We start from the raw sequence: 16315 nt of genomic DNA on the forward strand, positions 1-16315 counted from the left end.
ATTTGCGGGCTCGTGGCCGCAGAGAACCCCACTTTTGGGGAGAGCCCCCAGGCGGGAGGCGAGCCGGTCGGCGACGGCCTTCAGTACTCAAGAGCAACGAGGAAATGCACCCCGGAGGATCGGCTTCCCAGGCGGGACCTTCGGCCCTTTCGCAATTCGGTAGTAATCACTTCGAGAATTGCACCCCCAAAACTGGGTAAGGTCATCACAACTGATGACGGGGGTGGCGATGCCACGTACTCTTCTCAATGTGGAAGGAACCCAACCGCCACGGGGAGCGGTGAAGTCCTTTCGTGCTGAACCTGCAATCTCGGATTCGGTCCTCTTCACGTTCGGGCCCGAAGGCCAGGCTCAACCGGAAGAAGCGTCGCCAGATCCCCACCCTTGGCGATTCACTCTGGCTCTGGTCGTGACGACCCTCGTGGTCGCGACGACGCTGCTCGTGCTGCAGCAGACCGGGCAGGCCGACGCGCTGGCCCTGATCGCGCAGGCGACGCAGCTCTGCTTCGCGCTCGTGCTGGTCACCGGCGCCGTGCTGCTGTTGTGCCGCTGGTACCTGCTGGACCAGCCCGCCTCGGGCTGGATCGCCTCGGCGATGATCGTGCTGGCCATCTACCTGCGCCCCGAGCTCTACCTGACCTCCGAGCTCCGCTCGACCGAGGTGCTGGTGGTCCCCACCGACGTGCTCTGCATGCTGACCGTCGCCTGGATGTCGCGGTGCTCGGTCAAGCAGCAGGTGCCGGCGGGCTGGCGCCATCCGGTCCTGCTGGGCCTGTTGGGCGGCTTCGCGCTGACCTTCCTGCGCAGCGCCTGGCTGGCGCTCGACCTGGACGCCTACCAGCAGGCGATCACCCTGCTGGTCTCCCTCGCGTTCCCGGTCGCGGTCTTCGTCTGCGCACGCTGGGTGCTCGCCTCCTCCGCCTTCCCGGACCAGTACCGCTGGCATCTGGTGGTGCCGCTGGCGCTGGGCATCGGGTTCTACCACTTCGTGCCGACCAGCACCGACCCGCTCAGCTTCGCCTCGCTGCTGGTCACCACCGTCTGCGCCGGCACCGCGATCAGCACCCTGACCACCAGCATCGCGCTGGTCCAGGACGCCTTCGCGACCCAGTCGCGCCGGCTCGCCCAGCTCAGCGACCGTGCCGCCCTGGCCGAGGTGATCGTCCATGACGACGCCGAGCGGCTGCACGAGTGCCGCGCCGCCCTGGCCGGGATCAGCTCCGCCTCCCAGCTGCTGATCGCCAACCCCGACGCCTTGGGCGCCGACCAGTCGCAGCGTCTCCAGGAGCTGCTGAACTCGGAGCTCGCCCGGCTGCAGAGCCTGCTCGACCCGCGGATCGCACCGGGCGCGGAGCCCTCGGTGCAGAGCATCGAGCTCGACGAGGTGGTCGAGCCGTTGGTGCTCGCTGCGCTGTCGCGGGGCGTCGACGTCGAGTACCGTCCCACCCGGACCGAGGTCCAGGTGCAGCCCGAAGCGCTGGTCAGCGCCGTCCTGGCCCTGGTCGGCAACGCCGAGCGACACGCCCCCGGCGCCCGCCTCAGCGTCTGGACCACGATCGACAGCGAGCACGTCGCGCTGCACATCTCCGACGACGGTCCCGGCATTCCTGCAAGCTTGGAGGACACTTTGTTTACTCGCGGTGAGCGTGGCGACCAGTCGCCCGGAGAAGGCCTCGGACTCTACGCAGCACGCCGGGAGATCCGGCGCAGCGGCGGCGACCTCCGGCTCGAGCAGTCCCATCTCGGTGCGCGCTTCGCGGTGATCCTGCCGAGGGTGGCCTGAGATGCACCGCGCGGGAACACGCGTCGCGATCGTCGAGGACCACGCCCTCTTCGCCGAGTCGCTGGTGATCGCCCTCAACCTGGAAGGCTACGACGTCCGCCAGATCGCGCTCGGCGATCCGGGGCGCAGCGTGAGCACCCTGCTGCCGGCGATCCTGCGGACCAACCCGCGCATCGTCCTGCTCGACCTCGACCTCGGCAGCCACGGGAACGGCGCCCGGCTGGTCGAGCCGCTGACCCGCTCCGGCGTCGCGGTGATCGTGGTCACCGGCAACATCGAGCGCAGTCGCTGGGGCGAGGCGCTGGCGCACGGGGCGCGCAAGGTGATGCCGAAGAGCTCCCCGCTCAACGACATCGCAGCCACCATCCGCAAGGTCAGCCAGGGGCTGCCGGTCACCTCCATCGAGGAGCGCACCGATCTGCTGCGGGCCTGGCACGCCGAGCAGGCCACGGTGCGGGAGGCCCGAGCCAAGCTCGAGCGACTCACCCGCCGCGAGAGCGAGGTGCTCGGGCATTTCCTCGAGGGCCGCCAGGTCAAGGAGATCGCCAGCCTCAGTGTGGTCTCCGAGGCGACCGTCCGGACCCAGGTGAAGGCGATTCTCGCCAAGCTCGGAGTCTCCTCGCAATTGGCCGCAGTGGGCGTCGCACGACAGGCACGTTGGACGCCTCCTCAGCAGTGATCCCTAGCCCTGCTTGGGCATTTCGCTGATTTCGGGTATGCATTCCTGACTGCCCACTCCTTAGGGTCGAGACACGGCAAAGCACGGGGGCTTTGACCGGCGCGACCAATAGGGGGGTGGGCATGCGCGTTCTTCTTGTCGGCTCCTCCGGCGGACATCTGGCGCAGTTGATGTGCCTGGAGCCGTGGTGGCGGGAGCACGAGCGCCACTGGGTGACATTCGAGACACCCGATGCCACGAGCAAGCTGGCGGGCGAGTCGGTCACCTGGGCGCACTACCCGACCACCCGGAACATCCCGAACCTGCTCCGGAACACCGCGCTGGCGCGCAAGCTGCTGCGCGAGCTGAGGCCGGACGTGATCGTCTCCACCGGTGCCGCGGTCGCCGTGCCGTTCTTCTGGCTGACCCGGACCAGGGCGACCACGACGGTGTACCTCGAGGTCTACGACCGGGTGGACAGCCCCACGCTCACCGGGCGGCTCTGCCGCCCGGCGACCGACCTGTTCCTGGTGCAGTGGGCCGAGCAACGCCCGCTCTACTCCTCCTCGGTGCTGTTGGGACCGGTGTGGTGATGCGCAGCGTCGACGGTCCCGAGGCACTGGTCGTGGTCCTGGTGGGCACCGACCATCACCCGTTCGACCGGCTGGTGGAGTGGAGCCTCAGCCTGGCCGACGAGGGCTGGTCGAACTGGTACGTGCAGTACGGCACCAGCCATTGGCCGCAGCGCACGCCAGGCGGCGTGGAGGGAGCCACGGTGCTCGGCATCGAGACGCTCACTCCCCTGCTGGGCAAGGCCTCCGCCGTGATCACCCATGCCGGACCGGGCCTGCTGATGGACGCCCAACTGGCCGGCCATACGCCGGTCGTCGTGCCGCGCGACCCGGCCCGCGGCGAGCATGTCGACGACCACCAGCAACGGTTCGTCCGGCACCTCGGCGGCAGCGATCGGATCCTGCCGGCCGACAGCCTCGACAGCCTCCGCAGCCAGGTGCGCCGCGCGATGGCGGCCCGCCGCCAGCAGCCGGTCCGCGGCCTGGACAACGCGGCCACGGTGGCCCGGTTCACCTCACTCGTCGATGCCACCGTGCAGCGCCGGCAGCGAGCAGTGCGCCGATGAGCATCGTCAGCCTCCGGACTGGTCACGTCGCGCGGATCGACGCGTCCGCGCGACGCACCACCGCGCTGCACACTCCCCTGCCCCGCGCGCATGCGGCACCGGCACTGGTGCTCGGCACGCTGGACCTGGTGGCCGCCACCCTCGGCGTCGTCGCCGTGCTCTTCTTCGGGGGCTTCCACGACACCACGGCCACCGCCGTGCTGGTCTCGCTTGTCGTCCTCTGGCCGGCCGCCATGCACCAGGGACACCACGGCGCCGGCGACCTGCTCAGCCACCGCCGGGTCCGGGCCCGCCCGCTCCTGATCGGCATGCTGCGAGCCGCGGTGCTGCTCGGCTTCGCCGCCTGGCTGACCTCCTCCTCGGTGAGCGCCGACCAGGTCCTGCTCGCCGTCGCGACCACGGCGACGATCGCGGCCGGGCTGCGCACGGTCTGGCTGAGCACCCGCCCGGCCCGGCGCGTGCTGGTGGTCGGGCACCGTGAGCGTGCCGACCAGTTCTCCAAGCTGCTGCTGGACCGCCACGGCGACGACGTCGTGCTCGTCGACCGCACCGCCCCCGACGCCGCGAAGGTGGCCCAGCGCGCACGCCTCGACGACATCGACGACGTGGTGGTCCTGGGCTGTGAGCACCTGAGCGGTGCGGACCTGCGGCGCCTCGGCTGGCAGCTGGAGCAGCGCCACCAGCACCTGCACGTCGCCACCGGCCTGCTGGGCGTCTGCGCGACCCGAGCCACCACGGAGAGCAGCGGCGACCTGACCCTGCTCGGCGTCCGGCCCAGCGAGACCTCCAGCCTGCGGCGCACGCTCTGCTACGCCGGCGGCCGGCTGCTCGCGGCGCTCGCGCTGATCGTGCTGCTCCCGGTGCTCGTGCTGATCGCGCTGGCGGTGCGACTCGACTCGCCCGGCCCCGCCTTCTACCGCCAGGAGCGGATCGGTCAGTGCGGCCGGCGCTTCGCGATGCTCAAGTTCCGCACCATGGTCACCCACGCCGAGCATCCCCAGGCCGGGGACGACGAGAGCGGCGTCCTCTTCAAGCTCCGCCAGGACCCGCGGATCACCCGGCTCGGTGCACTGCTGCGCCGCTACTCGCTCGACGAGGTGCCGCAGCTGCTCAACGTGGTGCGGGGCGAGATGGCGCTGATCGGCCCGCGGCCCGCACTGGCGAACGAGGTCGAGCGCTACGCCGACGACGTGCACCGCCGGCTCGCGGTGCGGCCCGGGATGACCGGCCTGTGGCAGGTGTCGGGCCGCTCCGACCTCTCCTGGGACGAGACGGTGCGGCTCGATCTGGAGTACGTCGACAACTGGTCGCCGGTGCTGGACCTGCGGATCATCGCCCGCACGGTGCCCGCCGTGCTCGGGCACCGTGGGGCGTACTGATCCTGAGGCCGGGAGGCGCGGTCGGTCAGCGACCGCCGGGGCGGCCGCCGCCCGCACCGCCGGGGCCTCCGGAGCCACCCGGGAAGCCGCCGCCAGGGAACCCGCCGGAGGTGTTGCTCTGCAGCGAGGTGCCGGCACCGGTGATCTCGGCCTCCAGGTCGGCCAGCACGAGCTGCTCGCCCTGCTCCAGGCCGGCGGTCACCTCGACCCAGCGGTCGCCGCTGCTGCCGGTGCTCACCCGGCGCCGCTCCGCGGTGCCGTCGACGAGCACCTGGACGGTTCCGCCGCTGCTCGCGGCGGAGAGTGCCGAGACCGGCACCCGGATCACGTCGCTGACCGCTCCGGTGACGATCTCCACCCGGGCGCTGGCACCGCTGGGCAGGCCGGCGACCGCCTCGTCCAGCACCACCGTCGCCGGGAAGGCTGCCGTTCCCGACGTCGAGGTGGAGACCGAGCCCACCGCGGTCACGGTGCCCTCGGCGAAAGTTGACGAGCCGGGGGCCCGGACCCGGGCGACCTGGCCCACGGCGACCTGGCCGACCTGCTCCTCGGTGAGCGAGACCTCGATCGCCAGCGCCTTGCCGGAGAAGATCACGGCTGCGGTCTCCCCCGCCGAGACGTCGGCGCCCTTGGCGGCCGAGAGCGAGACGATGCGGCCCGATCGGCTCGCCCGCACCACTGCCGCTGCGAGCTCCTGCTTGGCCCGGATCACCGCGGCCCGGGCCTCGTCGATCACCGCCTGATCCTCGGCCAGCCTGGCCGCGGTCACGGTGGCGCTGCCAGGGCCGGACGCGGTACCGGTGCTGGCGCTCGGGCTCGCTGAGGCGTTCGAGGACGAGGCGTTCGAGGAGGGCGCTACGGGGCTGGTGTCGCTGCTCGGGTCATTGGACTGGCTGGATCCGGTGCCCTGGTTCGAGCCGGTGCCCTGGCCGGTGCCGGCGGACGTCGTCACCGCGCCCACCGCCGTGCCCAAGGTGCCGCTGAGCGTGGTGATCGCCGTCTGCAACGCGTCCTGGACGTCGGCGGCCGCGCTCTGCGCGGCCTGCACCTCCTGCAGCGCCGTGGTGCAGGCACCCGAGACAGCGGCACTGCTCCCGGAGCCGCTCCCGCTGCTCGCGTCGTCACCGGCGTCATCCGCCGTCGCCGAGCCGCTGGCGTCGTCGGTGGTGCTGGCGCCCGCCGCCCCCGTTGCGCCGGACGACGCATCGTCCGCGCAGGCGCTCTCCTGGACGGTCAACGCGGACCGGGCCGTCCCCAGCGCGGTGCTGGCGGCGCTGGCGGCCGAGGTCACCGCGCGCTGCTCGGTGGCCACCTGGGCGAGCAGCTTCTTCAGCTTCGCCGCATCGGCGCTGCCGGTGCCTGCGCCCTGGCTGCCGCTGCTCGTCGTGCCGTCCCCAGTGCCGGTGCCGTCCTTGCTGCCGGTGCCGTCCTCGCTGCCGGAGCTGCCGGTGCTGCCGGTGCTGCCGGGGCTCGACGGGCTCGCGGAGGCGGACGTGCCGTCCTCGGTGGTGCCGCTTGCCTGCGTGCCGGTCACGCTGGCACTGACGCTGTCGCTCTGGGCCTGCTGGTCGTCGGCGAGCGTCGCCCGGGCCTCGGCCAGGGTCGCCTTGGCCTCGACCAGGTCGGCGTTCAGCTCGGTGCGGTCCAGGATCGCGAGCACGTCACCGGCCGCGACCTTGTCCCCCTCGGCCACCTTCACCGAGGCGACGGTGCCGGCGATCTGGAAGGCGACGTCAGCCCGCTTGGCCGAGTCGACGGTGCCGGTGGTGCTCAGCAGCTCCTCGACGTCGCCCACCCCGACCCGGGTGGTGCGGTACTGGGCTGCATCCGCGTTGGTCGCCGCATAGAGGCCGGCTCCGCTGGCGAGCACGACCACCGCCGCCCCGACCCCGGCGAGCCGCTTCAACGAGGGCCGCCTCATGAGGCGCTGCCGTCCGTGTCGTCGTCGTCCGAGCCACCGGGGCCCGCCGCGCCGCCGGGACGTCCGCCGCCGAAGCCGCGCTGGCAGCTGCCGTCGACCTGCTGGGTGACCGCCACGGTGGTGGCCGTCAGGGTGCCGGTGCCGCTGCGCTCGCCGTCGGCGTTGACGCAGCTGCCCACGGTGACCGCATCGGCATCCGCGTCGACGGTCACCGTGATCACCGTGTCGTCGGCCACGGTGACGTCGACGGTGGACGGCTCGCCGGTCGTGGACCCACCGCTCTCCTGCGTGCCGTCGCCGGGGAGGGGCATGCTCGAGACCAGGGTGAAGCCGTCCGTGCCGACCGCGGTGATCTCGCCGATCTGGCCACGGCCGCCGGGCGCACCGCCCGGCCCGCCCTCGCCCTCGGGCAGGTCGCTGGGCAGGTCGCTGGGCATCCCGCTGGGGCGCTCGCCGTCGCCGGGACCACCGCTCCCGGCACCCAAGCCGCCGGGCATCGTGCAGCCGTCGGCTCCCGCACTGATCACCCGCACGGTGCCGGCCGCGATCGCCTGTGCGGCGCTGGCGTCGGTGCCGTCCGCGCTCTCCGTCCCGGTGCCGTCCGAGCTCGCCGCGCTGGCGACCATCACGCAGCTGCCGACCTCCAGGTCGGCCAGCGTGCCGACCTGCTCCGCGGTGAAGGTGGTGGCCTCGGTCCAGGTGACGGCGACCTGGCTGCCGTCGCCCTGGACCTGGGCGGTGCTGCCACTGACCTCGGCCACCTCGCCGGAGGCGCGGTTCAGCGAGGCCTCGTCCTGTCCGGACTCGCTGCCCTCGCTCTGCGCCTGGCTCGACGAGGTGCTGACGTCGGTCAGCTCGTCGTCATCGCCGCATCCGGCCAGGGCGACGCACATCGCCGCGGCGATCAGGGCGGTACGGATCAACTTCATCTCACGACTCCTCAGTGGTGGGCTTCATCGGCTGCGCGGCGCTCATTCGCTGCGCAGCGCATCGATCGGGGCCAGGGCTGCTGCCCTGCTGGCGGGGTGGACGCCGAAGCCGACGCCGATGGCGAGGGCGACGACGAGGGCGAGCACGGTGGCGGTCGGCGAGATCGAGACCGGCTGGTCGATCAGGCCCGGCAGCATCCGGGCCACGATCGCGCCGATCAGCACCCCGAACGCGCCACCGGCCAGGCCGAGGATGCTCGCCTCGGTCAGGAACTGACGCCGGATCACGGCGGGTGTGGCACCGAGTGCCTTGCGCAGTCCGATCTCCTTGATCCGCTCGGAGACCGAGACCAGCATGATGTTCATGACGCCGATCCCCCCGACCAGCAGGGAGATCGCGGCGACGCCGGCCAGCAGGACGGTCATCGTCTTGTTGGTCGAGTTCGCGGTCTCCACCAGGGACTCCTGGGTGGAGACGGTGAAGTCGGCCTCCTCGGTGATGCCATGGCGGGTGCTCAGCGTGCTGGTGATCTCCTGGAAGGCAGCGCTCAGCCAGTCGGCCGACTGCGCCTCGACGTAGATGGTGCTCACCGAGTCGGCCGACGCACCGGTGATCTGCTGCGCGGTGGTCATCGGCACCAATGCCTGGTCGTCCTCGCTGGCGGAGACCTCCGTCGCCCCGGAGCTGGCCAGCACGCCGATCACGGTCAGGCTCCGGCCGCCCACGGTGACGCTCTGGCCCAGCGGCGAGCCGACGGTGAAGAGCTCGGCGGCGGTGTCGGGGGCCAGCACCACCACCGAGGCGGCGCCGGCCATCTCCTCGGCGGTGAAGAACCGGCCGGCGGTCAGCTCCCGGGCCCGCACGCTGGGCCACTCGGGAGTGGCACCCACCAGGCGGGTGCTCCAGTTGGTGCTGCCCGCCGTCAGCGAGGCGTTGCTGCTGCTGACCGGTGCCACGGCGGCGATGTCCGGGGCCACCTCGGGGTCGGCCAACGCGTCGGCGTCCGCCAGGGTGAGGGTGGTCGCCGATCCGAAGCCGCCGCGGGTGCCGGAGTCGTCGGTGCTACTGCCCGGCGAGACGATCAGCAGGTTCGAGCCGAGCGCGTCGATCTGGTCGCGGACCTGCTGCTGGGCGCCTTGTCCCAGGCCGACGGTGACGATCACCGAGCTGATCCCGATCACGATCCCGAGCATGGTCAACGCGGAGCGCAACCGGTGCGCGCGGACGGCGTCGAGCGCGGTCCGCAGGGTCTCTGCCCAGCTCATCGCAGAGCCACCTCGCTGAGCCGGCCGTCGCGGATGGTGAGCACCCGGTCGGCCTCGGCGGCGACGTCGGGCTCGTGGGTGATCAGCACGATCGTCCGGCCCTGGGCGTGCAGCTCACGGAAGAGGGCGAGCACGTCGGCGGTGGAGGTGGAGTCCAGGTTGCCGGTGGGCTCGTCGGCGAGCAGCAGGGCCGGGTCGGTGACCAGTGCCCGGGCCACCGCGACCCGCTGCTGCTGGCCGCCGGAGAGCTCGCCGGGCCGGTGCCCCCCGCGGTCCTTGAGGCCGACCCGGGCCAACGCCCGCTCGGCCCGCTCGCGGCGCTCGGCCGCGGAGGCCCCCGCGTAGACCAGGGGAAGCTCGACGTTGCGCAGGGCGCTCATCCCCGGCAGCAGGTGGAACTGCTGGAAGACGAAGCCGATCACCCGGTTGCGCAGGTGCGCGAGCTGCGGCTCGTCGAGCCTGGTCACGTCCTGGCCGTCGATCAGGCAGGTGCCGCTGGTGGGCACGTCGAGGCAGCCGAGGATGTTCATCAGGCTGGACTTCCCCGAGCCGCTGGGCCCGATGATGGCGACGTACTCACCCTGCTCGACGCGGGTGCTGATGCCGTCGACCGCCGCCACCTCGCCGGCTCCGGTGGAGTAGACCTTGCGGACGTCGTCGAGCTCGATGACCGGATGGCCGCTCACTGGGCACCACCGGGGAATCCGCTGCCGGGGGTGAAGCCGGCCGGCGGCTCGAAGCCCTCCGGCGGGCTGAAGCCCTCGGGCATCTGGCCCTGGCCGCCGCGCCCGCCGCCACCGCTGCGCTGCTGGGTGGCCAGCTCGACGGTGTCGCCCTCGCTGAGGCCCTCGGTGATCTCGGTCTGCATGCCGTAGGCGGTGCCGGTGGTGACCGTGCGCCGCTCGGTGCCGTCGGCGCCGACCAGCATCACGTAGCTGCCGTCGTCGTCGCTGCGCATCGCGTTGGTGGGCACGGTGAGCACGTCGCCGAGCTCCTCGACGATCACGGTGGCCTGGGCGCTGGCGCCGATGTGCAGGCCCTCGGGGGCGCCGGTCACCTGGACCACGACCGGGAAGGCGGCGGCGCCGCTGCTGTCGGTGCTGGCGATCTTGGCGACGGACTTCACGGTGCCGAAGACGGTGTCGCTGGCGCCGGTGACGGTGATCTCGCTCTGCTGGCCGACCTCCAACTGCTCGACGTCGCTGGCCGAGACGGTGAGCTCCACGTCGTAGCGACCGGTGCTGACCACGCTGATCACACTGCTGGTGCTGCTGCTCGTGGTCGAGGCCGCGGCGGAGGTGCCGAGCCCCTGCTGGGTGCTCGCGCCGCTTCCGCCGCTGCCCACCTGGTCGCCGACCTCGACGCCGACGCTCTGCACGGTTCCGGCGAACGGCGCCCGCAGGGTGGCGTCGGTGACCGCGTCGCGGGCCGCCTCCAGGGCGGTGCGCGCCGCGCTCAGCGACGCCTGGTCGGCCGTGATCCGGGTGCTGTCCGAGCCCGCTGCCACGCTCTCCACGAGGGCCGCCCTGGCGGACTCCACCCGGGCGATCGCGGCGCTGCGCTCGGCCTCCAGGGCCTCGGTGTCGATGCGCGCCAGCACCTGGCCCTTGCGGACCGTGTCGCCGGCCTCCACCTTGACCGCGGTGACCTCACCGGAGGAGGAGAACGCCACGTCCGTCTGGCGCCGGGCGACCAGGGTGCCCTCGCCGCCGACCGTGGTCCGCATCGTGCTCATCGACGCCGTCGCGGTGGACGCCTGCTGCTGCGCCTCGTCATCGGGCATCCACCGCCAGACGCCGAACCCGGCGACGAGAAGCGCGACCACGATGATGATCCACCAACGGCGTCTGACTGCGGCGAGCCGCCCCAGAAGAGCCTGCACCTGCTACCTCCTGCTCGTGGCCGCCCAGGGTGGGCGGCACGATGCAGTCAACGGCGCGCGACTGTGCCCCGGGTCGGGACGACCTGTGAGCAGCCTGTGAGATCAGCTGCTTGCTCGATGCTCGGCGCGGCGCGGCGCCGGCCGGCTCAGCTCAGCTCAGCTCAGGAAGAGGTCGCCGTGCTCCTCGACGCGGGCCAGCACCTCGGTGAAGGTGCACTGCTCCAGCCCGAACTCGTCGTCGGCGCCGGCCTCGATCTCGGCCCAGGTGCGCGGCGTCGCCACCTGGGGGCGCTCGGTGCCGCGCAGCGAGTACGGCGAGACGGTGGTCTTCGAGCCGGCGTTCTGGGACCAGTCCAGGAAGACCTTGCCGTGCCGGCGGGCCTTGGTCATGGTGGCGGTCAGCAGCTTCGGGTGTGCGGACTGCAGCTGCTCGGCGACCTCGCGGGCCAGGTCGCTGGCGTCGTCGGAGTCGAGCGATCCGTCCAGCGGCGCGTAGAGGTGCAGACCCTTGCTGCCACTGGTCACCGGCCAGCTGGTCAGGTCACGCTCGGCCAGCGCACCGCGCACCAGCAGCGCCACCTCGGCGCACTGCATCAGGCCGACGTCGGGCCCCGGGTCGAGGTCGATCACCAGCCGGTCCGGCGGCTGCACCTCGCCGTCCTCGTCCACCCACCACTGGTGCACGTGCAGCTCCAGGCTGGCCAGATTCACCAGGTAGGCAAGGGCGGGTGCACCGTCCACTATCGGGAAGCGCAGCTCCCCCGCCTTGCCCTCGGCGGTCCGCGAGCCGGTGGTCGGCACGCTGACGGTGTGCAGCCAGGACGGCGCCCCGGCCGGGCGGTTCTTCTCGAAGAAGGACTCGCCGCCGACGCCGTGCGGCCAGCGGATCCGGGTCACCGCGCGGCCCTCCAGGTGCGGGAGCAGGACCGGCGCGATCCGCAGGTAGTAGTCGAGCACCTCGGCCTTGGTGGTGCCGGTGACCGGGTAGAGGACCTTGTCCAGGTTGGTGATCTTGAGGGTGCGGCCCTCGAGCTCGGCGCGGATCTCGGTCACGGCTCCTCCCCCTGTGCCAACAGGTCCGCGGGATCGAGGTCGGCGCGCACGCCCCGGAAGGAGGGCTGCCGCAACCGGCCGGCGTCGCTGATGCCCAGGGCCTCCACGTCGACCACGATCCGCGGCTCGACCCACGCCGTGCCGGCGGCGTCGACCTTCGGCACCGCGTCGGCGAACGGCGAAGTGCCGCGGGCGAGCGGCGTCAACGCCTCCAGCAGCGCGCTGGCAGCCTTGCCGGTCAGGCCGCTGCCGACCCGGCCGCGGTACCGGAGGCCGTGCGCGGTGGGCTCCCCCACCAGCACCGCGCCGAGCCGCTGGGGTGAGCCGACCTCGGTGCGCCATCCGCCGACCACCCAGGAAGAGCGACGACGGTGCGGGAACTTCAGCCAGTGCGGGCTGCGGGCGCCGGGCTGGTAGCGGGAGTCGAGGCGCTTGGAGACGATGCCCTCCAGGCCCTGCTGCTCGGTGGCGTGCCAGAGCGCGTCGCCGTCGGCGAAGGTGCCCGGCACCTGCCAGTGCACATCGCTGATCGCGAGCTCGTCGAGCAGACCCCGGCGCACGCTGAGCGGCTCGCCGGTCAGGTCGCGGCCGTCGAGCCGGAGCAGGTCGAAGAGCAGGAAGGTGACCGGGGTGGCGTCGGCCAGCGCCAGGCTGCGTCGTCCGCGGGCGTGGATCCGCGAGGCCAGCGCGCCGAAGTCCGGGCGGCCGTCGAGGAGGGCGACCACCTCGCCGTCCAGGACGACGTCGCGGCGTCGCAGGGCCCCCGGCAGGTCGCCAAGCTCGGGGAACGCGTCGGTGACCGCGTTCTCGTTGCGCGAGGTGAGCCGCGGCGCGCCGGTGCGGGAGAGCTCGGCGATGATCCGCATGCCGTCCCACTTGACCTCGTGCGACCAGTCGTCGCCGTGCGGCACGTGGTGGCCGCGGGTGGCGAGCATGGGGCGCATGAAGGCATGCTAGGCCCATGCGAGCTATCTGGAAGGGCGCAGTGTCGTTCGGTCTGGTCTCGGTGCCGGTGAAGCTCTACTCGGCGACCGAGAGCCACGACGTCTCGTTCCGCCAGGTGCACGCCACCGACGGCGGGCGGATCAAGTACCAGCGGGTCTGCTCGATCGACGGCGAGGAGGTCGCCTACGCCGACATCGCCAAGGGGTACGAGACCGAGGACGGCGAGATGGTGATCCTCACCGACGCCGACCTGGCCGAGCTGCCGTCGACGTCGAGCCGCGAGATCGCGGTGGAGAAGTTCGTGCCCAGCGACCAGATCGACCCGATGCTGTTCGAGAAGTCGTACTACCTGGAGCCGGAGAAGACCGGCGCGAAGCCGTACGCCCTGCTGCGCCAGGCGTTGCTGGACGCCGACCGGATGGCGGTGGTGACGGTGGCCCTTCGGCAGCGGACCACGGTGGCGGTGCTGCGGGTGCGCGACGACGTCATCGTGCTGCAGACGATGATGTGGCCCGACGAGATCCGCAAGCCGGACTTCTCCGTGGAGACCGGCGAGGTCAAGGCCTCCGAGGTGAAGATGGCCAACATGCTGGTCGAGACCCTGGCCGGCGACTTCGACCCCGACGAGTTCACCGACGACTACGCCGACGCCGTCGAGGCGGTGGTGAAGGCGAAGATCGAGGGTGGCGAGGTGAAGCAGACGCCGACCGCGACGAAGAGCGCGGGCGAGGTGGTCGACCTGTTGGCCGCGCTGCAGAAGTCGGTGGCTGCCGCCAAGGAGGCGCGCGGCGAGGCTGCCGAGAGCGCCGACGACGAGGACGGCGCCGAGGCGAAGCCGGCGAAGAAGACCGCCAAGAAGGCGGCGAAGAAGGCACCGGCCAAGAAGACCGCTGCCAAGAAGGCTCCGGCGAAGAAGAAGGCCAGCTGAGCCGGGCTGCGGAACCGCGAGCGGGAGGGAGCCGTCTGATCGCCATGAGGATCGTCTCGGGACTGCTCGCGCTCACGCTCTCGCTCGCCCTGACGGCGTGCGGCGATGACGACGACGGCGGGGGCACGGATGCCCCGATGCCGACGACGTCCGCGCCCACCCTGGTCACGCCGACGCTGGTCGTGGAGTGGAGCGAGGGCAAGTGGCGCGACCAGGCCGCGTGGTTGGAGGCGCACACCGAGCCGGTGCTGGTGGAGGGCACGGCGGAGATCGACGAGTTCGTCGGTGGGCTGCCCGAGGAGTTCCTGGAGTCGGCGATGCCCTTGCAGGACGTCGATCCCGAGACTGAGGCGCTGTTGGTGGCCGGCTTCGCGAACTGCGGCAAGCAGGGCGAGGCCCAGGTGGACGGCGAGACCGTGCGCTTCGTGGTGAGCACCGCGAAGGACATCCAGTGCTACTGGGCGCCGATCCAGGTGCAGGTGTGGTCGGTGCCTACCGGGCTGACGCTGGCTCGGTAGCCGCGCTGGCCCGGGCGGCCCGCGAGTCCGGGACCCGGCTGGAGCCGAGCCAGGCGACGGCGTCGCTGAGCCGTGGCAGCGCGAAGTTGGCGATCTCGCCGACGACGGCGACCGGGACCGAGCTGGTGATCGGACGGTCCTCCAGGGCGCGGACGATCTTGGCGGCCGCCGCCTCGACGGTCATCGCGGGAGCGTTGCGGTAGGCCTCGGTGGCGGTGATCATGCCGGTGCGGACCAGCGGCAGGCGCAGGTTGGTGAAGGTGACGTTGTCGCCGAAGGTCTCCCGCCCGGCGATCCGGGAGAAGGTGTCGAGGGCGGTCTTGGAGGCGATGTAGGCGGCGAACTTGGGGGCCTTCATCTGCACGCCCCAGGTGACCACGTTGACCACATGCCCGAAGCGCTGGGCCCGCATCCCGGGCAGGACGCCGAGGATGAGGCGGACCGGGCCGAAGTAGTTGATCGCCATGGTGCGCTCGAAGTCGTGCATCCGGTCGTAGCTGAGGTCGAGCGAGCGCCGGATCGAGCGGCCGGCGTTGTTGACCAGGTAGTCGACGGTGCCGTGCTGTGCGGTGATCTCCGCGAGCGTGGCGTCGACGGCGTTGCCGTCGGTGAGGTCGACGGCGAAGGTGGCCACTTCGGCGCCGAGGCTCGCGACTGCGCCGGCGACCCGGGCCAGCTCGTCCTCGCGCCGGGCGATCAGGATGATGCGGCCCCCGAGCCGCGCGACGGCATAGGCGGTCGCCTCCCCGATCCCCGACGACGCCCCGGTGATCAGCACGGTGCGCCCCGCCAACGGACTGGGCGTGCTCGGCTGCACCAGGCGCTGGGCGCGCCGGACCAGGGCGCGCGGGGTCTGGAAGAGGAGGCTCATGAGGTCGACTCTAGGAGCGGCGTCAACGGCTGCCGGTGACCTGCGGTGCGGTGACGGTGAGCGGGGTGGGGTCGGTGGGCCCGGGTGCGGCAGACTCACGCTCATGGACGACGTGAGGGTGCCGGCCGGCCCAGGCATCCCGAACGGGCTGGTGATCGCGGGCCGGGACCTCGTGGAGACCTTCAGCCACGCCTCCGGCCCAGGCGGCCAAGGGGTCAACACGACCGACTCGCGGGTCCAGCTCAGCCTCGACCTGGCGACGACCTCCGCGCTCACCGAGGCGCAGCGACAGCGGGTGATCGAGCGGCTCGCCGGGCGCCTGGTCGGCACCGTGCTCACCATCAGTGCCTCCGAGCACCGCTCCCAGCTGCGCAACCGGGCCGCAGCGCGCGAGCGCCTGGCGGCGCTGCTACGCGAGGCGCTCGCCCCCGAGCAGGTGCGCCGACCGACCCGCCCCACGCGCGGCTCCCAGCGCAAGCGCCTGGACGCCAAGAGCCAACGCGCCGAGACCAAGAAGTACCGGCAGCGGCCGGGACGAGACGGTTGAGGCTGTCCGGCTGTGGTTGTTGATCGACCACGCGGGCCGCGTGGTCGACTCGGCCTGGTGCGCGCGGGCTCGGCAGTAACTGCGGCGCAGGCAGGCGAGGCGTTACTCGGTCGCCATACGACCCTGTGAGCCCATCGGTGAGGACGCCTGTTACCTGGGCGCGACCTCGGCGAGCCCTGTAACGACTCCTCGCCTGCTTGTCACGTCTTTGCTTCATTGTTCTTCCACTTCGACCGTGAGATCGCCACCCCATGAGCCAATGCGGAGTGAGACGAACCGGAACGAGAGGTCCAGGCCAACAAACTCCCCCACCTCATTCAACCTGGGCGTGAAACCTTGCAGCGCGTCGCCAACGATCGCTGCCAGAGGATCGCTATCTACGATCCCCTCCTTCTTCCACGTTCCCAGATCCCATGACGGATCGCTGACATCAACGCCCTCGAACGGATCACGCCATCCCCGCAGGGAAACTGCGAGTGTCCAATCCGAATTCGTGT

At 71.8% G+C, this 16315-nt stretch carries 17 protein-coding genes; 8 read left to right on the forward strand and 9 right to left on the reverse strand.

All coding sequences use genetic code 11. The annotated features are described in order from the left end of the window. Positions 1–409 precede the first annotated feature (409 nt). The 5 genes from ABD151_RS01085 to ABD151_RS01105 all read left to right on the forward strand — a co-directional run bounded on the left by ABD151_RS01085 (position 410) and on the right by ABD151_RS01105 (position 4958). A complete protein-coding gene (locus tag ABD151_RS01085; RefSeq protein WP_343990417.1) occupies positions 410–1783 on the forward strand; it encodes a sensor histidine kinase in 1374 nt (457 codons plus the stop codon). Between the two features lies 1 nt (position 1784). Continuing rightward, a complete protein-coding gene (locus ABD151_RS01090; RefSeq protein WP_343990419.1) occupies positions 1785–2462 on the forward strand; it encodes a LuxR C-terminal-related transcriptional regulator in 678 nt (225 codons plus the stop codon). Between the two features lie 122 nt (positions 2463–2584). After that, on the forward strand, positions 2585–3034 hold the full coding sequence (locus ABD151_RS01095; protein WP_343990421.1) for a UDP-N-acetylglucosamine--LPS N-acetylglucosamine transferase: 450 nt from the start codon (positions 2585–2587) through the stop codon (positions 3032–3034). Continuing rightward, positions 3034–3579: a glycosyltransferase gene (locus ABD151_RS01100; RefSeq protein ID WP_343990423.1), complete on the forward strand. Its 546-nt coding sequence runs from the start codon at positions 3034–3036 to the stop codon at positions 3577–3579. Before ABD151_RS01095 ends, ABD151_RS01100 begins: the two co-directional genes overlap by 1 nt. Continuing rightward, positions 3576–4958 (forward strand): exopolysaccharide biosynthesis polyprenyl glycosylphosphotransferase, encoded by a 1383-nt coding sequence (locus ABD151_RS01105; protein WP_343990425.1) that lies wholly within the window; start codon positions 3576–3578, stop codon positions 4956–4958. Before ABD151_RS01100 ends, ABD151_RS01105 begins: the two co-directional genes overlap by 4 nt. A gap of 25 nt (positions 4959–4983) precedes the next feature. Here ABD151_RS01105 and ABD151_RS01110 read toward each other — a convergent pair whose 3' ends face one another. The 7 genes from ABD151_RS01110 to ligD (ABD151_RS01140) all read right to left on the reverse strand — a co-directional run bounded on the left by ABD151_RS01110 (position 4984) and on the right by ligD (ABD151_RS01140) (position 12953). Further along, positions 4984–6864 carry a permuted SH3 domain-containing protein gene (locus ABD151_RS01110; protein WP_343990428.1) on the reverse strand — a complete coding sequence of 627 codons (1881 nt, stop codon included), beginning with the start codon at positions 6862–6864 and terminating at the stop codon, positions 4984–4986. An 11-nt stretch (positions 6865–6875) separates the two neighbouring features. Next, positions 6876–7808, reverse strand: a complete 933-nt coding sequence (locus ABD151_RS01115) for a hypothetical protein (protein WP_343990430.1) — start codon at positions 7806–7808, stop codon at positions 6876–6878. Between the two features lie 42 nt (positions 7809–7850). After that, positions 7851–9074, reverse strand: coding sequence for an ABC transporter permease (locus tag ABD151_RS01120; RefSeq protein WP_343990433.1), 1224 nt, complete (start codon positions 9072–9074; stop codon positions 7851–7853). After that, a complete protein-coding gene (locus tag ABD151_RS01125; RefSeq protein WP_343990436.1) occupies positions 9071–9760 on the reverse strand; it encodes an ABC transporter ATP-binding protein in 690 nt (229 codons plus the stop codon). The genes ABD151_RS01120 and ABD151_RS01125 overlap by 4 nt, the downstream gene beginning before the upstream one ends. Further along, the gene (locus ABD151_RS01130) at positions 9757–10956 is read right to left on the reverse strand and encodes an efflux RND transporter periplasmic adaptor subunit (RefSeq protein ID WP_343990439.1); all 1200 of its coding nucleotides are present in this window, start codon (positions 10954–10956) and stop codon (positions 9757–9759) included. Before ABD151_RS01130 ends, ABD151_RS01125 begins: the two co-directional genes overlap by 4 nt. Before the next feature lie 156 nt (positions 10957–11112). After that, a complete protein-coding gene (gene ligD / locus ABD151_RS01135; RefSeq protein WP_343990442.1) occupies positions 11113–12009 on the reverse strand; it encodes a non-homologous end-joining DNA ligase in 897 nt (298 codons plus the stop codon). Then, the gene (ligD, locus tag ABD151_RS01140; protein WP_343990444.1) at positions 12006–12953 is read right to left on the reverse strand and encodes a non-homologous end-joining DNA ligase; all 948 of its coding nucleotides are present in this window, start codon (positions 12951–12953) and stop codon (positions 12006–12008) included. The genes ligD (ABD151_RS01135) and ligD (ABD151_RS01140) overlap by 4 nt, the downstream gene beginning before the upstream one ends. 17 nt (positions 12954–12970) lie before the next feature. On the opposite strand from ligD (ABD151_RS01140), the gene ku reads away from it, so the two are divergent. Both ku and ABD151_RS01150 read left to right on the forward strand, forming a co-directional pair. Then, complete coding sequence (gene ku / locus ABD151_RS01145; protein ID WP_343990447.1) at positions 12971–13882, forward strand: non-homologous end joining protein Ku; 912 nt, start codon at positions 12971–12973, stop codon at positions 13880–13882. 44 nt (positions 13883–13926) lie between these two features. After that, complete coding sequence (locus ABD151_RS01150; protein WP_343990450.1) at positions 13927–14400, forward strand: hypothetical protein; 474 nt, start codon at positions 13927–13929, stop codon at positions 14398–14400. Here ABD151_RS01150 and ABD151_RS01155 read toward each other — a convergent pair. Further along, positions 14375–15271 (reverse strand): SDR family NAD(P)-dependent oxidoreductase, encoded by an 897-nt coding sequence (locus ABD151_RS01155; RefSeq protein ID WP_343990453.1) that lies wholly within the window; start codon positions 15269–15271, stop codon positions 14375–14377. The genes ABD151_RS01150 and ABD151_RS01155 overlap by 26 nt on opposite strands. A gap of 103 nt (positions 15272–15374) precedes the next feature. On the opposite strand from ABD151_RS01155, the gene arfB reads away from it, so the two are divergent. Further along, positions 15375–15818 carry an alternative ribosome rescue aminoacyl-tRNA hydrolase ArfB gene (gene arfB, locus ABD151_RS01160; RefSeq protein ID WP_343990456.1) on the forward strand — a complete coding sequence of 148 codons (444 nt, stop codon included), beginning with the start codon at positions 15375–15377 and terminating at the stop codon, positions 15816–15818. Between the two features lie 213 nt (positions 15819–16031). On the opposite strand, the gene ABD151_RS01165 is transcribed toward arfB, so the two are convergent. Further along, positions 16032–16315, reverse strand: a 284-nt coding sequence (locus tag ABD151_RS01165; RefSeq protein ID WP_343990459.1) for a hypothetical protein, incomplete at its 5' end; no start/stop codon positions are given.

The sequence above is a fragment of the Nocardioides dubius genome (assembly GCF_039528155.1).
Classification (GTDB): domain Bacteria; phylum Actinomycetota; class Actinomycetes; order Propionibacteriales; family Nocardioidaceae; genus Nocardioides; species Nocardioides dubius.